Annotated in this window: 19 protein-coding genes; 10 read left to right on the top strand and 9 right to left on the bottom strand. The window is 46.6% G+C overall.

Translation table 11 applies throughout. From position 1 onward, the window contains the following. The first annotated feature begins 168 nt into the window (after positions 1–168). The gene (locus BSPA111_RS00905) at positions 169–1,788 is read left to right on the top strand and encodes an ABC transporter substrate-binding protein (protein WP_183269343.1); all 1,620 of its coding nucleotides are present in this window, start codon (positions 169–171) and stop codon (positions 1,786–1,788) included. Positions 1,789–1,861: 73 nt separating this feature from the next. On the opposite strand, the gene BSPA111_RS00900 is transcribed toward BSPA111_RS00905, so the two are convergent. Together BSPA111_RS00900 and BSPA111_RS00895 are read right to left on the bottom strand one after the other, a co-directional pair. After that, complete coding sequence (locus BSPA111_RS00900) at positions 1,862–1,960, bottom strand: YoaK family small membrane protein (RefSeq protein WP_034455468.1); 99 nt, start codon at positions 1,958–1,960, stop codon at positions 1,862–1,864. Between the two features lie 7 nt (positions 1,961–1,967). After that, positions 1,968–3,062 carry a GGDEF domain-containing protein gene (locus tag BSPA111_RS00895; RefSeq protein WP_255459237.1) on the bottom strand — a complete coding sequence of 365 codons (1,095 nt, stop codon included), beginning with the start codon at positions 3,060–3,062 and terminating at the stop codon, positions 1,968–1,970. 217 nt (positions 3,063–3,279) lie between these two features. Here BSPA111_RS00895 and zntB point away from each other — a divergent pair, with 217 nt between their 5' ends. Then, the gene (gene zntB / locus BSPA111_RS00890; protein WP_183269341.1) at positions 3,280–4,263 is read left to right on the top strand and encodes a zinc transporter ZntB; all 984 of its coding nucleotides are present in this window, start codon (positions 3,280–3,282) and stop codon (positions 4,261–4,263) included. Between the two features lie 497 nt (positions 4,264–4,760). Here the strand turns inward: zntB and ttcA are convergent, their stop codons facing one another. From ttcA to BSPA111_RS00870, 4 genes are all read right to left on the bottom strand, one after another. Then, entirely contained in the window at positions 4,761–5,696 is a 936-nt protein-coding gene (ttcA, locus tag BSPA111_RS00885; protein WP_183269340.1) for a tRNA 2-thiocytidine(32) synthetase TtcA, read from the bottom strand. A 406-nt stretch (positions 5,697–6,102) separates the two neighbouring features. After that, entirely contained in the window at positions 6,103–6,393 is a 291-nt protein-coding gene (locus BSPA111_RS00880; protein WP_183269339.1) for a Bor family protein, read from the bottom strand. Between the two features lie 117 nt (positions 6,394–6,510). Next, positions 6,511–7,707, bottom strand: a complete 1,197-nt coding sequence (locus BSPA111_RS00875) for a DUF2235 domain-containing protein (protein ID WP_183269338.1) — start codon at positions 7,705–7,707, stop codon at positions 6,511–6,513. 33 nt (positions 7,708–7,740) lie between these two features. After that, positions 7,741–9,183 carry a lytic transglycosylase domain-containing protein gene (locus tag BSPA111_RS00870; RefSeq protein ID WP_183269337.1) on the bottom strand — a complete coding sequence of 481 codons (1,443 nt, stop codon included), beginning with the start codon at positions 9,181–9,183 and terminating at the stop codon, positions 7,741–7,743. Positions 9,184–9,385: 202 nt separating this feature from the next. Here BSPA111_RS00870 and dbpA point away from each other — a divergent pair, with 202 nt between their 5' ends. Together dbpA and cybB are read left to right on the top strand one after the other, a co-directional pair. After that, positions 9,386–10,759: an ATP-dependent RNA helicase DbpA gene (gene dbpA / locus BSPA111_RS00865; RefSeq protein ID WP_183269336.1), complete on the top strand. Its 1,374-nt coding sequence runs from the start codon at positions 9,386–9,388 to the stop codon at positions 10,757–10,759. A 282-nt stretch (positions 10,760–11,041) separates the two neighbouring features. Then, the gene (cybB, locus tag BSPA111_RS00860) at positions 11,042–11,572 is read left to right on the top strand and encodes a cytochrome b561 (protein WP_183269335.1); all 531 of its coding nucleotides are present in this window, start codon (positions 11,042–11,044) and stop codon (positions 11,570–11,572) included. A 53-nt stretch (positions 11,573–11,625) separates the two neighbouring features. On the opposite strand, the gene BSPA111_RS00855 is transcribed toward cybB, so the two are convergent. From BSPA111_RS00855 to BSPA111_RS00845, 3 genes are all read right to left on the bottom strand, one after another. Next, positions 11,626–11,898: a hypothetical protein gene (locus tag BSPA111_RS00855; protein ID WP_183269334.1), complete on the bottom strand. Its 273-nt coding sequence runs from the start codon at positions 11,896–11,898 to the stop codon at positions 11,626–11,628. A gap of 65 nt (positions 11,899–11,963) precedes the next feature. Continuing rightward, on the bottom strand, positions 11,964–12,299 hold the full coding sequence (locus BSPA111_RS00850; RefSeq protein WP_183269333.1) for a DUF1883 domain-containing protein: 336 nt from the start codon (positions 12,297–12,299) through the stop codon (positions 11,964–11,966). 275 nt (positions 12,300–12,574) lie between these two features. Then, a complete protein-coding gene (locus tag BSPA111_RS00845; protein ID WP_183269332.1) occupies positions 12,575–13,543 on the bottom strand; it encodes a glycosyltransferase in 969 nt (322 codons plus the stop codon). Between the two features lie 527 nt (positions 13,544–14,070). Between BSPA111_RS00845 and BSPA111_RS00840 the strand changes: the two genes are divergently transcribed. From BSPA111_RS00840 to BSPA111_RS00815, 6 genes are all read left to right on the top strand, one after another. Continuing rightward, positions 14,071–14,340 (top strand): hypothetical protein, encoded by a 270-nt coding sequence (locus BSPA111_RS00840; RefSeq protein ID WP_183269180.1) that lies wholly within the window; start codon positions 14,071–14,073, stop codon positions 14,338–14,340. A gap of 936 nt (positions 14,341–15,276) precedes the next feature. Then, positions 15,277–15,654, top strand: coding sequence for a RidA family protein (locus tag BSPA111_RS00835; RefSeq protein WP_221200549.1), 378 nt, complete (start codon positions 15,277–15,279; stop codon positions 15,652–15,654). Beyond that, on the top strand, positions 15,651–16,310 hold the full coding sequence (locus BSPA111_RS00830) for a transcriptional regulator (RefSeq protein WP_255459195.1): 660 nt from the start codon (positions 15,651–15,653) through the stop codon (positions 16,308–16,310). The genes BSPA111_RS00835 and BSPA111_RS00830 overlap by 4 nt, the downstream gene beginning before the upstream one ends. Beyond that, the gene (locus BSPA111_RS00825) at positions 16,297–17,112 is read left to right on the top strand and encodes a PhzF family phenazine biosynthesis protein (protein WP_183269331.1); all 816 of its coding nucleotides are present in this window, start codon (positions 16,297–16,299) and stop codon (positions 17,110–17,112) included. The genes BSPA111_RS00830 and BSPA111_RS00825 overlap by 14 nt, the downstream gene beginning before the upstream one ends. Before the next feature lie 313 nt (positions 17,113–17,425). Continuing rightward, complete coding sequence (locus BSPA111_RS00820; RefSeq protein WP_183269330.1) at positions 17,426–18,028, top strand: TetR/AcrR family transcriptional regulator; 603 nt, start codon at positions 17,426–17,428, stop codon at positions 18,026–18,028. Between the two features lie 79 nt (positions 18,029–18,107). Beyond that, positions 18,108–19,262, top strand: coding sequence for an MFS transporter (locus tag BSPA111_RS00815; RefSeq protein ID WP_183269329.1), 1,155 nt, complete (start codon positions 18,108–18,110; stop codon positions 19,260–19,262). Position 19,263: the final 1 nt, after the last annotated feature.

The raw sequence follows: 19,263 nt of genomic DNA, 5'->3' as shown, positions 1-19,263 counted from the left end.
GATAACCGTGCTGTGGCTAAGCGATCGACAAAAACAGTGCTCAGAAGGGATTTTCATCACGTAATTTATTTTTGTTATTGGCAAAACAGTTGATTGCGCTACATTGTTTGTCTATCCCTGGTGCAAGCGTAGTGCTATCCCAAACAAAATTATTCATAAGGGTAAACAATGAAAAAGCGTTTTTTGACTACTTGCTGCGCGATAGCCACCGCCAGCCTTTTTTCCACCTCCTGGGCGGCAGATGTTCCTGCAGGTACAAAGCTTGCGTCTGACCAGAGCCTAGTGCGCCATATCAAAGATGAGCCAGCCTCTCTGGACCCGGTAAAAGCCGTGGGTTTACCTGAAATTCAGGTTATTCGCGATCTGTTTGAAGGGTTGGTTAACCAAAATGAAAAGGGGCAACTGGAACCCGGTGTTGCGACCAAATGGCAAAGTAATGATAACCGCACCTGGACATTTACCTTGCGCGATGACGCTCACTGGTCAGATGGAACGCCGGTCACGGCACAAGATTTCGTCTATAGCTGGCAGCGTTTAGTTGATCCGAAAAATACATCCCCATTTGCCTGGTTTGCCGCACTCGCTGGCATCAATAATGCGCAAGCTATCATTGATGGAAAAATGCCTGCAGATAAATTGGGCGTGACGGCAGTCGATGCCAAAACATTGCGCATTCAATTAGATAAACCGGTGCCGTATTTCCCTAATCTGACCGCCAACTTCTCGTTCTATCCAGTACCTAAAGCGGTGGTGGAGAAATTCGGTAACGACTGGACCAAACCGGGCAATCTGGTGGGGAATGGTGCGTATACGCTAAAAGATCGTGTGGTGAATGAAAAACTGGTCGCGGTGCAAAATAAGAATTACTGGGATAACAGCAAGACGGTGATAACCCAGGTCACATTTGTCCCAATTAATCAGGAGTCGTCAGCGACAAAACGCTACCTGGCGGGGGATATCGATATCACCGAGTCTTTCCCAAAAACGCTCTACCAAAAACTGCTCAAAGATATTCCAGGCCAGGTTTATACGCCGCCGCAATTAGGAACGTATTATTACGCGTTTAATACCCAGAAAGGCCCAACCGCTGATGCGCGCGTGCGTCTGGCACTCAGTATGACCATAGACCGTCATATTATGGCTGATAAAGTATTGGGCACCGGTGAAAAACCGGCGTGGCGCTTTACCCCTGATGTTACCGCAGGCTTTAAACCAGAACCTTCTCCATTTGAGCAAATGAGCCAGGAAGAGGCCAACGCTCAGGCGAAAACATTGCTGCGGGCGGCGGGCTATGGCCCCAACAAACCGCTTAATCTGACGCTGCTGTATAACACTTCGGAAAACCATCAAAAGATTGCTATTGCAGTGGCTTCGATGTGGAAGAAGAATCTGGGCGTCGATGTGAAACTGCAAAACCAGGAGTGGAAAACCTATATCGACAGCCGTAACACCGGTAATTTTGATGTGATTCGCGCATCCTGGGTCGGTGATTACAACGAGCCGTCTACCTTCCTGTCACTGCTAACGTCTACTCACAGCGGTAATATTTCGCGCTTCAACTCGCCGGAATACGACAAACTTATGCAGCAGGCAAGCCAGGAAACAACGGATGCTGCGCGTAATAAAGATTACAACCAGGCTGAGAGAATCATTCAGGAACAAGCGCCGATTGCTCCGATTTATCAATACACGAATGGTCGCTTAATCAAACCATGGCTGAAAGGGTACCCAATTAATAACCCTGAGGATGTTGCTTACAGTCGTACCATGTACATTGTGGCGCACTGATAGAATTAATGGTGAATGACGCTAAGCTTATCCGCCAGACTGACGGGGCGGATAAGCTTTTGCGAAACGTGTATCAGGAGGCGGAAGTGGCGTAGCCGCCAACAATAAACCAGGTGATGAACACGATCGCAGCAACAATTATCGCGATAGGAAACAGAACACCAATTTTCATTTTTATCTCATTTGTCAGTTTGAAAAATTTGCCACTGGTTGCGGCCCGTTTCTTTGGCCGCATACAACGCGGCATCAGCTTCTGCAATAAAGCGTGTCGCGGTGGTTGCAGGCGTCAAACTCGTGATGCCCTGGCTTATGGTCACGTAAGGTGCGACCGGTGACTCCGCATGGAGTATCCCCAACATGTGTATGTTTTGCTGAATTCGTTTTGCGACGTCAACTGCTTGCTGCTCGGTGGCATCAGGCAGCAACATGATAAACTCTTCCCCGCCAAAACGCGCCGCCACGTCCTGTGTCGAACGGGTGGCTCCCTCCAGACATTTTGCAATACTCCTCAGACATTCATCACCCGCCTGATGGCCGTAATGGTCGTTGTATTTTTTGAAGTAGTCGACATCCAGCATAATCAACGACACCGATGTATTGCACTGCAGGTGACGCTGTATCGCCTTATCCAACAATAAATGGAAAGAGCGGCGGTTGGCGAGGCCGGTAAGAGGGTCGTGATTCGCCAGACTCTGCAACTGCTTAATCAGCACTCTGTTTTCTTGTTCGCGACGAATAGCCAGCACGAACCATCCACGTAAAATCCTGCGTCCGGACTCAAAAAGGCATGCCAGCAGCACGTAGAGTACGGCATTTAGCACCGTCAGATCGGATGGGTAGACAAAATTGCATACCAGAATAACCAGCCAAATTGGCAGGGTGAAACTTAGCAATACTCGACCATCAAAATAGAGCGAAATCAGAGCGGTGAAAATCAGTAACGCCGCAAAGGGAAAAACAATGCGCGAATCGCCGCTGGCCAGGAGTATGTAAAAACAGCCGACCCATAATGCGCTGATGCAAAGCAGCGTGCCGTGCAGGAATTGGCTCAGCCATTCCGCATATTGGTCATGCGCCATACGCAAAATAAAAATGCCTGACGATGACAAGGCGAGAACCAACCCCATGACCGTTTCGAGTTCCGGGAATAAATGCGTAATTTGGGCGATTGATTGTACTGGCGTAAAATAATGACGGCCTAAAATAAACAGGCAGAACAATAGGTTAATCCATAGAAACCATCGCCCGCTCACCGTTATCGCTCGCTGTCGCATGCTCTTAAGGCGAAAGTCTAAGTCAGGGGTAGCCTTACGTCTTTCTTGCAAATCATTCTCCGTATGCCGATTTGGCATGACTGTATTTAAAAAGCCAACATAAATGTAACATTTTTTATCCTGAAAATTCAGCGTGTTTGCCTGTTTTTCCGAGTTACATAGCAAAAGAAGACGGCTAGACTGACAATAGTATTGTGGTCACACGTGGAGAAATGCAGTGGAAACCATTAAGGGACATCAGTTGATTGTGCCGGATGCCGTATTTGCCTGGCAATTAGATGGCAAAGGCGGTGTCGATACCATCGAGGATAACGACACCATTGATGCTGAGCATCCTGGTTGGTTGCATCTGAATTATACCCATAGAGACAGTGCCAACTGGCTTGCGACAACGCCCGTGCTGCCAAATTATGCTCGTGATGCGTTGGCGGGGGAAAGTTTACGCCCGCGTGTGTCACGCATAGGAGAGGGTACGCTCATTACTTTGCGCTGCATAAACGGCAGCACGGATGAACGACCAGACCAACTTGTCGCCATGCGTTTGTATATTGATGAGCGGCTGATTGTCTCAACCCGCCAGCGCCAGGTGCTGGCTCTGGATGATGTGGTCAACGATCTTAAAGAAGGCGCAGGTCCCGTCGACAGTGGTTCGTGGCTGGTGGATGTTTGCGATGCGCTGACCGATCATGCCAGCGAATTTATCGAACAGCTGCACGATAAAATCATCGACCTTGAAGATAACCTGTTGGATCAGCAAATTCCGCCTCGTGGTTATCTTGCGTTACTGCGTAAACAATTGATTGTGATGCGCCGTTATATGGCCCCTCAACGTGATGTTTACGCCAGGCTCTCCAGCGAACGTTTACCGTGGATGACCGACGATCATCGCCGTCGTATGCAGGATATTTCTGACAGGTTAGGGCGCGGGCTGGATGAAATTGATGCGTGTATCGCACGAACCGCGGTTATGACCGATGAAATCGCGCAGGTTATGCAAGAAGCGATGGGGCGACGCACCTATACCATGTCATTGATGGCGATGGTCTTTTTGCCCAGCACATTTTTGACCGGATTATTTGGGGTGAATTTAGGCGGTATCCCAGGCGGCGGCTGGCATTTTGGTTTCAGTATGTTCTGTATCATGTTGGTGGTTCTTATAGGCGGTGTTGCCTGGTGGTTACATCGTAGTAAATGGCTGTAAAATTTAACATTTTTTACATCTGCCAGACTATAAAAGGCGGCGATAATTGAGCGAGGTCAATATATGGAACGTCGGTTCAAGGCAATATCTCTCTCGCAGGTGAATGCAACGTCAAGCGATGGGCGTTGCGCTCCATATTGTCTTACTTCCTTTTTTAGAATTACTGCATAGCACAATTGATTCGTACGGGCCGACTATAAGTCGGCTTTTTTTTGTCTGCGATTCTAGCCGCCATACTTCAAGCTGTATGTGCGTTGGCTACGTTTGCCTGCAACTCGAATTATTTTGGGTATATGCTTAAAGGGAGACAAAAGTGGAGGAAATTATGAGCGCGTATATCAGAGATTCCATTCCGACAGATCCTGCTCCCGTGCCAGAGCACATTCCCAAGCCGCAACCTCTCCCTGAACCGTTAGATCCCGACCCAAAACCGATTATTGATCCACCGCCGTTCAGGTAGAAGATTCCCTCTCTCAGGCGAGAGAGGGATGAGAGGATTACTTGATTTCGAGAATATCGAGGCGTTGCAAAGGTGCTTCGTTGTCATCTTCTTCTGGCTGCCAGCCCACAGGTTGCATTGGCAGCTCTTCGCGGTCAAAGGCCAAATCGCCGCCATCAACAACTTCTGCACCGTGCGTGATACCAGCAAAATCAAACAATTCGGTGTCACACATGTGCGAAGGCACCACATTTTGCATCGCGCTGAACATGGTTTCGATACGGCCAGGATAGCGTTTATCCCAGTCACGTAGCATATCGCCTATCACCTGGCGTTGCAGATTTGGCTGAGAGCCACACAAGTTGCATGGAATAATTGGATATTCACGCGCGGTAGCAAAGCGCTCAATGTCCTTTTCGCGACAGTAAGCCAGTGGACGAATCACAATATGCTTGCCGTCATCACTCATCAATTTTGGTGGCATGCCTTTCATCTTGCCGCCATAGAACATATTCAGGAACAACGTCTGAAGGATGTCGTCGCGGTGATGTCCCAGCGCAATTTTCGTCGCGCCCAACTCAGTGGCAGTGCGATAAAGAATGCCGCGGCGTAAACGAGAGCACAGAGAACAGGTGGTTTTGCCCTCTGGGATCTTATCTTTCACAATGCTGTAGGTGTTTTCTTCGACGATTTTGTATTCAACGCCGATGCTTTCCAGATACTGCGGCAGAATATGCTCAGGGAACCCCGGTTGTTTCTGATCAAGGTTAACCGCAACCAGGCTGAAGTTGATTGGCGCGCTCTGCTGCAAATTGCGCAGAATTTCCAGCATGGTGTAGCTATCTTTGCCGCCAGACAGGCAGACCATAATGCGGTCGCCTTCTTCAATCATATTGTAATCAGCGATCGCTTCACCCACGTTACGACGCAGGCGTTTTTGTAATTTGTTGAGGTTGTATTGCTCTTTCTTGGTAACGTCTTGTTTGTCTTGCATTTAATTGGCACTCTAACGCTAAAAGGGGCGCCACAGGGGCATGGCTAGCTACATGGCGTGTATGGTACGGATTGCGGCGACGAATGTCAGCACGAATTGCAGTAAAAAACACCCTGTGAAGCACGGTTAGCGTTATCTCAGCATTTGGGAAACTCAGCCAGTCGCTGTAATTTTATCAAGGAAAGCGAGCAGATGAGCTGGTACATCGAAGGCATTAATGAGCAACATTAACCAGACCAGCGACAGTATCACCAGGATGGCACTGGCTATTTTGAATGCCCAAATCAGTGGGAATCGTCTTTTCAAGAAAGTCTGACAATTATCTGGTGGTATCATTCGGAAGGGTAATTATTAATATGTTGAAAGTAATAAATTAAATGCCGGTGAATGACACCGGCAATCTGGCTTATTTAGAGCAGTACACGCGAGCTTCGCGTGGGGTATAAATACCAAAGGTAATAAAGCCCAGGAAACCATTGACGAAGGTCTGTTGAACTTCAGTTCGTACCACTTTATCAGCACCACCACATACTGCCGCAGCATCAACCGTTTTGGCTTGGCCAATTCCGCTGACAAAGAAGTGATGCGTCGTGGTTTGCTGTGGTTTCTCAGCAATATCTTTGTTTATGGTAAATGTCTGCTGTGCACAACCCGATAACGCCACTGCCGCTACAATCGCAATCGCTAACTTTTTCATTTTCCTTACATCCCTATTTTTATATGTGAACTGCGCGTAGCTTCGCACTGTAATAAAGGGATGTGAAGTCTTGTTGGTAAGTGAGTAAGATTTATCTTAATTCTGTTTCATTTCCGTTTATACAATGAAAATATCGACGCCCGGTTTCCATTGGCTATCAAAAAATGACACCAGCGATGCCGGGCGATAAATTTGCATGCCCCATTGGCCTTTACTGTCCTGAACGGGTAATGGGTTAGGGTAGTTAACTCGGGAAATGGCTGAGTGATGGATGGCCAAATCAGCAGATGCCGGTCTTTTAAACTTGCGCACACTCAGCGAATATTTAATCTTGTACCATTCACAATGGATTTGCCCACAGAAGTCAGCTACCCAGTTATCGGCTTGCAGTTTTACACCCAGATTAACCAGTTCATCCCGCATCCATAAATATGCGCCATTAGATAAGCCATTACCATTATTAACGCTACTATAACCGCCGCCGACATCAGCATGAATGCCGGGGAAGAGTACCTGTATAATATCTTTCCTTTGATCCCAATAGGTCGGGGTGAAATCCCGTCGCATTTCATCAATGGCTAACGCCTGTCTGCCGTATTTAACGTGTTCACCGAGGCTGGTATCGGTAAAACGATAAACATCCACGCGCTCATCATTCCAGTATTTGGGAATACCTAATGCTCCTACTGTTTCCCAGACCGCGACGGCTTCAATAGGGACAAAATAGAGCATCTTATTAGGGTCGATTTTATCGTGAAGAAAGTATGGCGCATCACGGATGATCTTATCCAGTAAATCACCATCGACATTAGAATGTTCCCGATAGCTTCTCCATACGGCGGTGCCTAGTCGATACGCCTCCTCTTTATCATTACTCAGGTCGTATTGTGTCGCATCGAGCAGGCCACATTTACCAATCATTCCAGCCAGCGCTCGCACCGTATACGCACCACGACTAAATCCAACCAGATAGATCTTGTCCCCTTTAGCGTAATTTCTGCTGATGAAGGTATAACCGCGCACAATACGCTCCACCATTCCCGCACCAAATACACCGCCCATAATTTTTTCTAGCCAATTATTAGAGTCGCCGACACCATGCAGATATTTGCTGACCTGGTAAACCACCCCTGATTTTGTGGTGGCGACCTTTTCTTGCTCATCGCGCAGAAACATGTCCGGTGCATCTGCTGTACCGTCAAGTTCTGAAAATAGCCGCAGAACATTAGTCCGGTCAGGAATGCTATCGCCATTATCGTCATTTCCTGGGCCGTTCCAGGTTCCGTCAGCACAAAATATAATGTTTTTGCTCATGTCTGGCCTCATTCAAATCAGAACAGGATGGTGCTATTTAAATATAGAGCTAAAGCTACTGATATCTTTATTATCATTCCATTTTGTTTGTACTTCTTCTTTCATACAATCATTAAACCATGAGACGAAATTATCAATGTGTCTGCCGGTTCCTTTTGGATAGCAGTGCATTTTCCAGCGATTGGCAGACGCATTATCAACGCGCAATGATCCTGCATTATAGGCTGCGGCAACTTTAGGCGGGTCAAAATGAGTCACGTAACGCTGATGGGCAATATATGCCGTTCCGGCTTCAATAGATGTGGCGGGGTCAAGCAGGTCGTCGCCGGTAAGTGAAGGACGTCCCAATGCGCCGCGGGCAGTTTTGACCAGTGTTTGCATTAACCCAACGCTTTCGTCATGGATTTGCGGTTCCGCGCGTCTGGCGTTCCTGTCACCACCACTTTCTGTTGCGATAGTGGCGATGATCAGTTCAACGGGAACACCGTACATTTTCGAGGCTTGCACGCAATACGGGCCATACAGATCCCATATTTTCTCAACGGTGGTCGGTTTACCTTGTGTGCCTGACGGGGTGGTCCCCTGAATTGAAATCCCGTCTTTCTGCAAATTCCAGCTCACACCGCTGCTAATAAAGTCATGCGGGGCGGCCAGTTCACTCCATGTGTCATTGAGCAGGGTTGGTTTCGCGGGAACAGGAGGAGAGGCGATATCGTCAGAACCACGGGCGCTGGAGCGGGGGAGCTCCTGCTGCGGTTTTTCCTGAGGCGCATTAGATGCGGTGTTGTTCGCGACAGCCGCATTCGTCTCCAGTGTTTTCGCAACACTTTCACCGAGGTTTTTAAAGCTGCTGGCCATCTCAATGCCTTTCTCTTTTGACCCCTGGCTGCTGCCCCAATAATATCCAACGATATTTGATGCTAATCCATTGATAAAGCCGATAACAGTTCCGATGATCCCAAATACAGCGGTGACGATACTCTGTTTTTCATTGGGAATTTGTACGCCAGGAATCAGTAAAAGTAATGAAATAATAATAACGACCAGTAATCCACTCATCGCAATCCAGACAATCTTAATGCCTGAATTAAAGATATTACCGGCAATACCCGAATTAATTTGGAAATCCTGGATGCTTTGTTTTTCCTGCAAAGCCAGTTCAGCGAAGCGTATCCCTGAAGTTATCTCATAGTGCTTGAGGCTTTCTTCAGCACTTCTCAGATCTGTAACGATAGAAGGGGACGTTTGGTTATTTTTGATGACATCAATGATCTGTTCAGGTGTCATGGCCGCAGGGTTTATCGAGTTTCCGGCATTATCGCTTTGTTGAGCCACATTACCGGGCAAGTTTTTGCTCAGAATACTGGACACCACCGTAGCGGCTATAAGGTTCAGTGGTGGAGGCAGGCTAAGCGCGGTCAATAAAGTAGGGGCAACGCTTCTGATTAATAGCTTAATGTTGTCAGGAATATTCATGCTACAGCTCATGACGTGGGTGACCATGAATAAAGTTAAATTCTGAACTTGACCATTAACCCTCATCTGTTTTCATGATTTTAAATGACTCACTAACCATCGCCCTGAAAATGCAAACAAAACGTCAGCAGCGTTACCCCCTCAAATCTGCTAACATGCGCGCCAGACGCTGTCTGACAGCCCATTAATTGAGAGTATAATTGTGACATCTTTTTCTACCCTAAACGTTCTGCCTGCAGAACAACTCGCCAATCTCACCGAACTTGGTTATCACACCATGACGCCTGTTCAGGCGGCTGCATTACCCGCGATACTGGCTGGGAAAGATGTCCGTGCACAGGCAAAAACCGGTAGTGGTAAAACGGCAGCATTTGGTTTGGGCTTGCTGCAACATATTGATGCCAGCCAGTTTGTTACTCAATCTTTGGTGTTATGTCCAACACGCGAATTGGCCGACCAGGTGGCTAAAGAGTTACGCCGTCTGGCGCGTTATATGCCAAATATCAAAATATTGACACTGTGCGGTGGACAACCGTTTGGTGCGCAACGCGACTCTCTGCAACACGCTCCGCATGTGATTGTGGCAACGCCTGGCCGTTTGCTCGATCACCTGAAAAAAGAGACCGTTAATTTAGATGCTCTGCAAACGCTCGTGCTGGACGAAGCTGACCGCATGCTGGACATGGGTTTTGCCGATGCCATCGATGATGTCATTGGCCATGCGCCGCAAGACAGACAGACATTACTGTTTTCCGCAACGTGGCCAACGGCGATTGCAGCCATTAGCTCTCGAGTGCAGCGTACGCCAGAAACGATTGAAATTGATTCTGTAGACGAATTACCGTCTGTCGAGCAGCAGTTTTATGAAATCTCCCGCAGCGGAAAAATCAGTCTGTTACAGAAATTACTCAGCAAGCATCAACCTGCATCTTGTGTAGTGTTCTGTAATACCAAAAAAGATTGCCAGGCCGTTTGTGATGCGTTGACTGAAAGCAACCAAAGTGTGCTGGCGCTGCACGGTGATATGGAACAACGTGACCGTGACCAAACGCTGGTTCGCTTCGCAAATGGCAGTAGCCGTGTGCTGGTAGCAACAGATGTTGCTGCGCGCGGGCTGGATATTAAAGCGCTGGAAATGGTCATTAACTATGAATTGTCATGGGACCCGGAAGTCCACGTTCACCGCATTGGCCGTACCGCACGCGCAGGTGAAAGCGGCCTGGCGATTAGCCTGTGTGCTCCGGAAGAAGCACAACGTGCCAGCGTGTTAGCTGAAATGCTTAATTTGTCTCTGAACTGGCAATCCGCTCCAACGGGCGGCAGCATTAAGCCGCTTGAAGCGACAATGGCGACGCTATGCATTGATGGTGGCAAAAAAGCGAAAATGCGTCCGGGCGATATTCTCGGTGCATTGACCGGCGATATGGGGTTGGATGGGGCGGATATCGGCAAGATTGATGTTCATCCGATGCATGTCTATGTCGCGATTCGTGAGTCTGTGGCGCGTCATGCGTGGAAGCAACTACAGCAAGGTAAAATCAAAGGCAAATCGGTTAAAGTGCGCTTGCTGAAGTAATCCTGAAAACCCTCTCCCGAACACGACAGCGTCTCGGGAGAGGGAGTGCATTCACAATCTCTACGCCATCTTTTCCCCACGGAATGTTTTGGCCTCTTTCTCGGCATACACCGCAATTTTCTTGCCGTTGACCCCAACGAATTGTGGTGATGGTTCAGAATTGAGGGGGGCGCAAACCGATGTTGTTAAGAACATTGAGAGGGAATTTCATCAGATGTTAATGATTTTTAGAGGGATTGCCGCTATCCTGGAAAAATCATTGTGACAAAGCAGGGCACTCAAATGCGTAGCAAATATACCGCGTTGCAGATAACGCTTCATTGGCTGGTTTTTTTACTGGTAGTGGGGGCTTATTGCGCGATGGAACTGAAAGGTTTTGCACCTCGTTCTTATCGGCCAATCTTTAATGCCACTCATGTTACCTGCGGGATCAGCGTCTTCTTTTTGATGATTGCACGTCTGCTGGTTCGCATTAAATACCGTGCTCCAGCGATAACGCCGAAGCCGCACCCGGCAATCACCGGGGTGTCGCATTTAGTACACACCATCATCTATTTGATGTTCATTACTCTGCCAATCCTGGGTTTCTTAACCGTGTACTTTAAAGGCAGCGACTGGTCGGTATTTGGCATTTCGATGCCACATGCGATAGAGCCTGATGAGGATATGGAGTTCACCATCAAAAGCTACCACGAACTCATCGCTAATATTGGCTACTTCGTTATCGGCATTCATGCTTTTGCGGCACTTTTTCATCATTATGTATGGAAAGACAATACCTTGCTGCGCATGATGCCAGGTAAAAAGGACTGAGCTTCTTCCCGGACCAGTACCCCACTTGAATAGTGGGGTCGTAAGGAAATACGCTACTGGTACTCAGCAAACCCTCGGTCTGATTCTGTTTGACCAACATATTCAAAAGGCAGCAGTTGCACTATTCGCTCATCATAGTGCCAGCCTTGTGCATCCCTGTTGATGGTGTGACCAGGAGTAAGGCAAACATCTGTTACGCAACGTACAACAGCATATTTACCATCATCGAACGCAACTCTGTGAATACAAACTGGAGGAATAACAGAGCGTAAACATCTCACTTCCAGAATCGATCCTGCTCTTTTTTGTTCCGTATGCTTTTTCATCTTGTCCCCCTTGCGGGAAATCTGAATCAGAAATTAAAGCCTAAAAAACTGGAGTTCCCACCGTTTCAGGAAGAAATCCCGAGAGGCGAGGTGAGAGCACGTTCCTTCGTTTCGTAAAGGGAGAAGGCGGCAAACTCAAATACGGGTTTAATGATACTGATGTTGTAATCCAGCTTCAGAAACGGAAATGAACGCGCTTCTAGCAGAACATTCCAATATTGGCTGCCGGGAATTTCGATGACTGCGGGCCAGGCTTTGTAGTAACCCCCGAAAAACTCGGCCCCTTTTTGCTGTTGATACGAACTGTAGCCATGATCAGACATCACCATGACCATTGCTGGAAGTGAGCAGGTGATATTGAGTAACCATCCAGCTTCGAGATAAATGCGATTGCGGGACATGACAGACACCTTTTGTCGTTACCACTGCATGCGTAACCGTGAGATACACTGGCTGTCAGTTCAGAATGGGGCTGGAGGCTGAAGTCAGGATAGGTCATTCAGAACCCATATTTACAGTCCATTATGGTTAGAACACAGTAATGCCGGGTAGTTCATTTTATGAACAAACGTATGTCTGTTTTGCGAGTTACAATCTGGCTTAAAGGGCACCTCACATTCATTTCGAGTGCCTTTTAAGCCAGAATGGACCTCATACCAACGCAGAAAAATTGGAGCTATTTCTTTCTCAACCTTACGACAGTGCTGAGATAAAAAGGCAGAATGAGAATTTGAATTTTTCTGGAAATTCTGAATTCATTTATAAAAGGCATTAATGCTTTTTGTAATTTCCGCTGTTCTTGAAGTGAAAAAATCGCATGCTTATTCTTAATGAGCATGTATTTTATAAAGTTAAACACTCTTTGAACCGTTGGGAAAAGTATTGCTTTTGTTTCAGGCCTTTCTTTTGAAAGCTCAGATAATGTTGTTGCCACGTAAACTAAATCAGAAATATCGTTTTGTCTAAAGGTCTGCGTGATACTTTTCTTATGAAAACGATACCAGATCAGTGATTTGTTAATTCCAAAAATGCATTTGCTTTTTAAATACAAAGCAGGGACTGTGCTCATGTCCTCATACAACCGGCCTTCTGGAAATTCAATGCCGTTCTCAATAAACAACGATTTCTTATAGACTCTGGCCCACGGATACCATTTGCACCGTTGAAATGCAGGTTTCAGTTGTTCAATAGACACAATCCGCTCTTTGCCAGCAAAAACTGCACAATCAATGTGCTCGACTATATTTGAAATCTCACTTTCAAACTGATCAGCATTAAACTCGATAATATCAATCGTTGAATCATTAAGTAGCGGTGGAATTTCTGACCAAAAATCCTGATGGTAAAAATCATCTGAATCCAGCAGTGAAATATATTCACCAGACGCAATACTTAGCCCTTTGTTTCTGGCAGCAGATAACCCAGCATTTTCTTGATTGATAACGATCAGATTTTTTTCAGGATAGCGCTGTGAAGTCTTTATTATAATTTCGTTGCTGTTATCCGTTGAACCATCATTGACAATAATTATCTCCACATCACTTTTAGCATAAGGGAGGACAGTTTCCAGACATTCTTCAATAAAGTCAGCAGCGTTATAGCATGGGATGATAATGCTTAATTTCATCAAAGTATCGGCGCTCATTTTTTGTTCTATTTTTTGAAATGTTGCGACATTTTAGCACTGACTCATACGCGCTGCGAAATTTACAGTATGGGTGAGGGTTTATGTGACCCGGTGGGAGTTTGCAACTGACTGAATGTGGAGATGAAGCAGGATCATCTTGAGAAAGCTGAAAAGATAAAATCCCTCGTTTTAGCTGTATAACGAACCGGTCAGTTTTCGGGTTTCGCTGAGGCGGTTTTTTTGATATCTCGTCTGCATCCTCTCCCATAACTACCTGATTCTGTTGCTACGATGAGCATGAGACTGGAACGGAGCAACAGGCATTATCGCTTTTGGATACTGAGGCGGTCTAAATCGACGTTAAAAGCATGACAGTTAGAAGGTCAGATTTTCGCTTTGAACTTAATTTTATTTCGGGCACTTACTGGAAACGGGCCAATAATTTGTGAACTCCGATCAACTAAAATACACATGCAGATGTGTACAAGAACTAAATCAGGCCGGATATATTATCTAATCATGACCTCCTCCATATGGAGCATCAAATGCCAGATTACTGTTTTTATAAAAAAGGTAAGCAAATCGTTGTACTTGAAAGATCAGACGTGGACGAAGCCTCTCAACTCACGGCTCAGGGTTATGAAAAACAATTTGAAGAGGTCAGCGCCACTGATGAAAAACACGCGCTTGCCCGTTTTGCTGATATCCGCAGGGAAAAATGCATAGATCACCATAACTTCTTTGCCGGTGCAGGATCGCTGCCTTTGATCGGAGTCCTGACGGCCGCCGCTAATTATCTATTTCGGAAAAAATAGCCTGGGCATAAATGCCGTTTAGGATGGCAGCGGAACCGGTTTCGCTCCTCGCTACCATTTGCTCTGTGCCAGAAGCTGACATGACAAATAATGAATAGTGATTCGATACCGTTTACGGTTACAGATTGAAGAATTTGACCAGCAGACAGGAATCAGTAATGGCACGAAGAACCGAGCTTAGAGGAATAGCTAATTCACTTAATGGAAGCTTTGTCAGCCGAAATAACGAGTTCGGTGGATATTGGTCTATAGGTCAGTTAAAGCTATTCGCTAAAGAAAGAGGGCTCACCTCCGTGGGGTTTTCATTCCCCGTGCATAAGCACAATGCCAGCGTTGACTTGATGAATCACATAGCACGGCGCTACACATCCTTACTGGCTGAACTTTTAGTGATACAGCGACTTCCTGACTCCTGGGTTAAAGATGTTAGCATTACGGTCGACTTCGGCACTCCTGTTGAAGCTACCCAGTTACATGACATCCCAACACTGGGCGAACCTTTCAAATGCCTTTGTCAGATCGTTGATGATAATGGCCGTATCTATTCCTCAATCATCTATGGCCGTTGTCAGCCTCATTCCGCTACGAGGGAGTTGCGATCGCTCCGCGAACTATTGCCTTAGGCCATCAGATACTCAGAAGAATGACCTCATACCCGACAGCAGCTGTTGTTGGCTGAGCAGTTTATGGTGTCCAGAGGGCGCACAATGACATGTTCAAATACCGGAACGCACGGTGCCTGAAGGGATCTGCTTACAGCTTAACTTACGGCAATTGGCTGCCCGATCATGAGGGTATAGAAAGTATCTACTAACGACCTTCAACAAAAGTAATCTAACCCGAACTGGTAATCAACATTTGTTGAAAATTGAAATTGTGTTTATTTCTACATTGGCTTGATGCTATCCTGACGACACTTTTTACTCGCCGGACAAGATGATGCTGATAACACGTTACCCAACAACGAAACCATTCCCTTTCTCTGACATGGTGGCATCGCAGGGATTTCTGTTTTTGTCGGGGCAGGTGTCAATGACAGCCGAAGGAGAGCCTGTCTACGGTACCGTTACGGAGCAGACTTTAAATATCATGCACGCTGTAACCAAGACGCTAAATCGCGCAGGGGCGAGCCTGAATGATGTTGTTCGGGTGCAGGTCTGGTTAAGTGACATGAAGTATTTTGCAGAATTTAATCGGGCATACGGCAGTTTCTTTCACGAAGTCTACCCATCAAGGACCGTGACCAGCAGTACTCTGGCTTTTGGTATGGATGTCGAAATTGAGATTCAGGCGACAAACCCCGGGAACAAATGATGACATACGAACGAGAAGCCCTGATTAACGTTCTGTCGGCTGCACTGGAAGCACTGAGAACCACACTGCCTTTAAATACTGAAGCTGTACTGCATGACCTTACTCAACCAGAGGCGTCAGTGGTAAACATTATTAATGGGCATGTCAGTGGGCGAAAAATTGGAGATGCTCTTCTCAAGGGACCCGAGGAGGATAAAGGGTTTCTGGGATTGTTTGACGTGCCAAAGCAGACATCAAGCAAGGTTTTCAACGGTTATACGACGACGACTTCTGGCGGAAAGGTCTTAAACAGTGCCTCCACACTGTATTACAACTCAGATGGGACGCCTTTGGTTGCCTTTTGTATTAACGTCGATACTGATGTTGTTACTCGTCTGATGCGTGATCTTGAATATTTGGTTCCTTCGCCGCTGGATTCTGCCGAACAGGAAAACACGCTTGCAGGCGTTCCTGAAGAGTCACTTGATGAGTTCCTTTCCCGTTATCGGATGACCGGTTCTGAAAGTCAGAAAGAGTACAGAATGAGAGTGGTCTCCGAAGTTCATGCGATGGGATTTTTCAAAATAAAAGGAAGTGTTAATCACCTTGCGAAGATGCTCGGGGTGACCCGGTTTACTATTTATAATTATCTGGAAAAACTGAATGCAAAATCATAATGCAAATAGCATCCCTTTTTATCAGGTTGATGCCTTCACATCCCAGGCGTTTGGCGGCAACCCTGCAGGTGTTAGTCCTCTCACTGAATGGCTCAGTGATGAGACGCTGCAAGCGATCGCCATTGAAAATAATATCTCTGAAACCGCTTTTTTCGTCCCGGTAGAGGATGGCTATCACTTGCGTTGGTTTACGCCTGGCTGTGAAGTTGATCTGTGTGGCCATGCCACACTGGCGACAGCATGGGTTCTGTATAACAAACTGGGTTACACCGGTGAATTGGCGCGCTTCCACACCCGTAGCGGCGTGCTGACGGTCAGCAGGCACGGTGAGGAATATTGTATGGACTTCCCGGTGACCTGGCCTGAACCTATCGCTATAACACCGAACCTAACTGAGTCACTTGGCATCAGTGAAAAGGACATTATCGGAGTCTGGAAAGCTCCAGATATTATTGTTCTGCTCCGGGATAAGGCCATCATTGATACGATGGAGCCGGATATGAATAAGCTGGTGCAAATCAAGGCGCGTGGTGTGGTCTGTACCGCAGAGGGAACCAATGATGGACCCTTTGATTTCATCTCTCGCTGGTTTGGGCCACAGGTGGGTGTCAATGAGGATCCGGTTACCGGATCAGCGCATACCTGGCTTGTGCCTTTATGGTCAACTCTGCTCAATAAAACCGAATTCTGCGCTCAGCAGGGGGGAGCACGTAAAGGGGAGCTGCGCTGTGTGTTGCGTGATGATCGTGTAGAGCTTTACGGTTCTGCCCGCATGACCATCGAAGGGCGGTTCTTCCTTTGACAGTGATCTACACAAGATAGAAGGGACATCATTACTGCAGCGATGTGTTGTCTGAACGTCATCTTGAAAGACGGACATCGGTACCAGAAAGCGGGGATTATGCTGGGTGACTAGAAGAGGGGCGCATTACTTTGCCGAGCAGGGATTCTAACAGCAGTGGCAGATGAAGCGGGAAAACTAAAGCTGTGGTGCGTGGCAATTCATAAGAAAATCTGTCTGCGCATCACCGCTGATTTTCTTATGAAAATTATTTGACTGATCGTTCCATAATCAATACTATGCCGCTTCAACTCATTTCAAGTCCCCCATCCCTATGAGTGCTGAAAAACCAACCTTTCCAGGTCGTCCACGTAAGTTCGAAGATCAGGATGTCATTGATGCTGCCGTTGCTGTTTTCAGCGCCAATGGCTATGCGGGTACATCTGCGCAAGATTTATGCGATGGTACAGGATTAGGGCGGGGAAGCTTATATAATGCCTTTGGTAGCAAGCAAGCTCTGTACGAGCAAGCGTTGTTACGCAGCCATGAACAAACTATGTCAGCACAGTTATCAATACTCACACAATCTGGCCGGGTAAAAGAGCGGTTACATACCCTTCTGCTTTGGGGTATTGCCGAAGATCTTTCTCAGCCAGAACAGCATGATGCCATGGTCTTATTTTCAGCCCTGGAGATGGGCAGTAAAGATGAAGCCGTTGCCAGTCTGAATAAGGAATATCGTCAGCGCTTAGAGCAAACGCTGGTCGCCGTTTTTATCGAAGGCCAACAAAGCGGCGAGCTTGGCAATAGAGCATCCGCCGTTGAAATGGCAAGAGGCTTTATGGCGGGCTATTACGGTTTACGTGTACTCAATAAAAACATTTCAGATAGAAAAATCCTCGAAGATGTTGTCGCTGGTCTGTTAATCAACTTATAAATTAAAGCGTAAAAGTCCATTAATTATCATCATCCATTTTTGTAACGTTCATTCCAATACAGGGAGAAAATAAAAAACCATGCCATTAGTCGTCTATATTTTAGGGTTGGCCATTTTTTCATTAGGTACAGCAGAGTTAATGGTGGCGGGTATGATGACCACGCTATCTGAAGCATTTGGCGTTACTGTCGGTGAAGTTGGGCATTTGATTTCGTATTATGCATTCGGTGTGATGCTAGGTGGCCCAGTATTAACTTACGCTTTTCTTAAATTTAAAGCCCCATACCGGGCAACGTTATTATGGATGCTAGGACTCTATGTTATCGTGCAGGGGTTAAGTGTCTTTGTCTCTGACTACAATGTGTTAGTTACCATTCGAATCGTTACGGGTATTTTGTGCGCGGGTTGTTTAAGCCTTTCACTAGCGACAAGTATGGCCCTTGTGTCTGTAGAAAATCGCCCAAGGGCAGCATCAATAGTGATCGCAGGCTTTATGGTATCCAATGTCTTCGGTGTCCCTATCGCGACAATCATTGACCAATACTGGGGCTGGAAAATGAGCTTTGGGTTGGTCGCAGTCCTGGTATTGATATGTTTGTTGGTCTTAGTACGCTTATTACCGCAAATGACAGGCGGTGGTGCTATTAAAATGGCCGAAGAGATAAAGGCATTTAAAAATAAAGCCTATTGGAAAGCCTGTACGACCAGCTGTTTAATTTTAGGCGCAAGCTTTGCGGCATTCAGTTATTTCGTGCCGGTTCTGACGGATGTCAGTGGATTTACAATGCAAACGGTCCCCTTCATTCTGATGCTTTATGGGCTAGCCAATATTATCGGAAATATGGTAACGGGACGTCTTGCATATCGCCATAGTTTAGCTGTTATGGTTGTCGGCTTAACAATATTGAGTATTTCTTTGCTCGGCATGGCTCTATTTGTTCAATATCAGGTTATTGCTATTCTGGCTGTTATACTCATCGGTTTATCAGGTGTGCCAATGAATCCGGCAATGATGGCAAGAATTGTCAGCGTGGCACATCCAGGCCCAATGGTTAATGCCGTTCATACTTCCGTTATCAATATTGGATTAGGTGGCGGTTCTTATTTGGGTGGGATGGCAATTTCATCAGGATTCGGTTTACGATCAGCTTTATGGATTGGAATGGTATTAGCGGTTCTGGCTTTATTATCCGTATTACCTTATATCCGTCGCAGTAAACAAGGCTGGAGTTAAT

This window comes from Buttiauxella sp. A111 (assembly GCF_014189855.1).
Lineage (GTDB): Bacteria > Pseudomonadota > Gammaproteobacteria > Enterobacterales > Enterobacteriaceae > Buttiauxella > Buttiauxella selenatireducens.
This window is presented reverse-complemented; position numbering and strand designations above follow the sequence as displayed.

Excerpts from the sequence above, each read along its gene's own strand:
- BSPA111_RS00905 (WP_183269343.1), top strand. The coding sequence starts at position 169 with ATGAAAAAGCGTTTTTTGACTACTTGCTGCGCGATAGCCACCGCCAGC.
- BSPA111_RS00900 (WP_034455468.1), bottom strand. The coding sequence starts at position 1,960 with ATGAAAATTGGTGTTCTGTTTCCTATCGCGATAATTGTTGCTGCGATC.
- BSPA111_RS00895 (WP_255459237.1), bottom strand. The coding sequence starts at position 3,062 with ATGCGACAGCGAGCGATAACGGTGAGCGGGCGATGGTTTCTATGGATT.
- ttcA (WP_183269340.1), bottom strand. The coding sequence starts at position 5,696 with ATGCAAGACAAACAAGACGTTACCAAGAAAGAGCAATACAACCTCAAC.
- BSPA111_RS00880 (WP_183269339.1), bottom strand. The coding sequence starts at position 6,393 with ATGAAAAAGTTAGCGATTGCGATTGTAGCGGCAGTGGCGTTATCGGGT.
- BSPA111_RS00875 (WP_183269338.1), bottom strand. The coding sequence starts at position 7,707 with ATGAGCAAAAACATTATATTTTGTGCTGACGGAACCTGGAACGGCCCA.
- BSPA111_RS00870 (WP_183269337.1), bottom strand. The coding sequence starts at position 9,183 with ATGAATATTCCTGACAACATTAAGCTATTAATCAGAAGCGTTGCCCCT.
- cybB (WP_183269335.1), top strand. The coding sequence starts at position 11,042 with ATGCGTAGCAAATATACCGCGTTGCAGATAACGCTTCATTGGCTGGTT.
- BSPA111_RS00855 (WP_183269334.1), bottom strand. The coding sequence starts at position 11,898 with ATGAAAAAGCATACGGAACAAAAAAGAGCAGGATCGATTCTGGAAGTG.
- BSPA111_RS00850 (WP_183269333.1), bottom strand. The coding sequence starts at position 12,299 with ATGTCCCGCAATCGCATTTATCTCGAAGCTGGATGGTTACTCAATATC.
- BSPA111_RS00845 (WP_183269332.1), bottom strand. The coding sequence starts at position 13,543 with ATGAGCGCCGATACTTTGATGAAATTAAGCATTATCATCCCATGCTAT.
- BSPA111_RS00840 (WP_183269180.1), top strand. The coding sequence starts at position 14,071 with ATGCCAGATTACTGTTTTTATAAAAAAGGTAAGCAAATCGTTGTACTT.
- BSPA111_RS00835 (WP_221200549.1), top strand. The coding sequence starts at position 15,277 with ATGATGCTGATAACACGTTACCCAACAACGAAACCATTCCCTTTCTCT.
- BSPA111_RS00830 (WP_255459195.1), top strand. The coding sequence starts at position 15,651 with ATGATGACATACGAACGAGAAGCCCTGATTAACGTTCTGTCGGCTGCA.
- BSPA111_RS00825 (WP_183269331.1), top strand. The coding sequence starts at position 16,297 with ATGCAAAATCATAATGCAAATAGCATCCCTTTTTATCAGGTTGATGCC.
- BSPA111_RS00820 (WP_183269330.1), top strand. The coding sequence starts at position 17,426 with ATGAGTGCTGAAAAACCAACCTTTCCAGGTCGTCCACGTAAGTTCGAA.
- BSPA111_RS00815 (WP_183269329.1), top strand. The coding sequence starts at position 18,108 with ATGCCATTAGTCGTCTATATTTTAGGGTTGGCCATTTTTTCATTAGGT.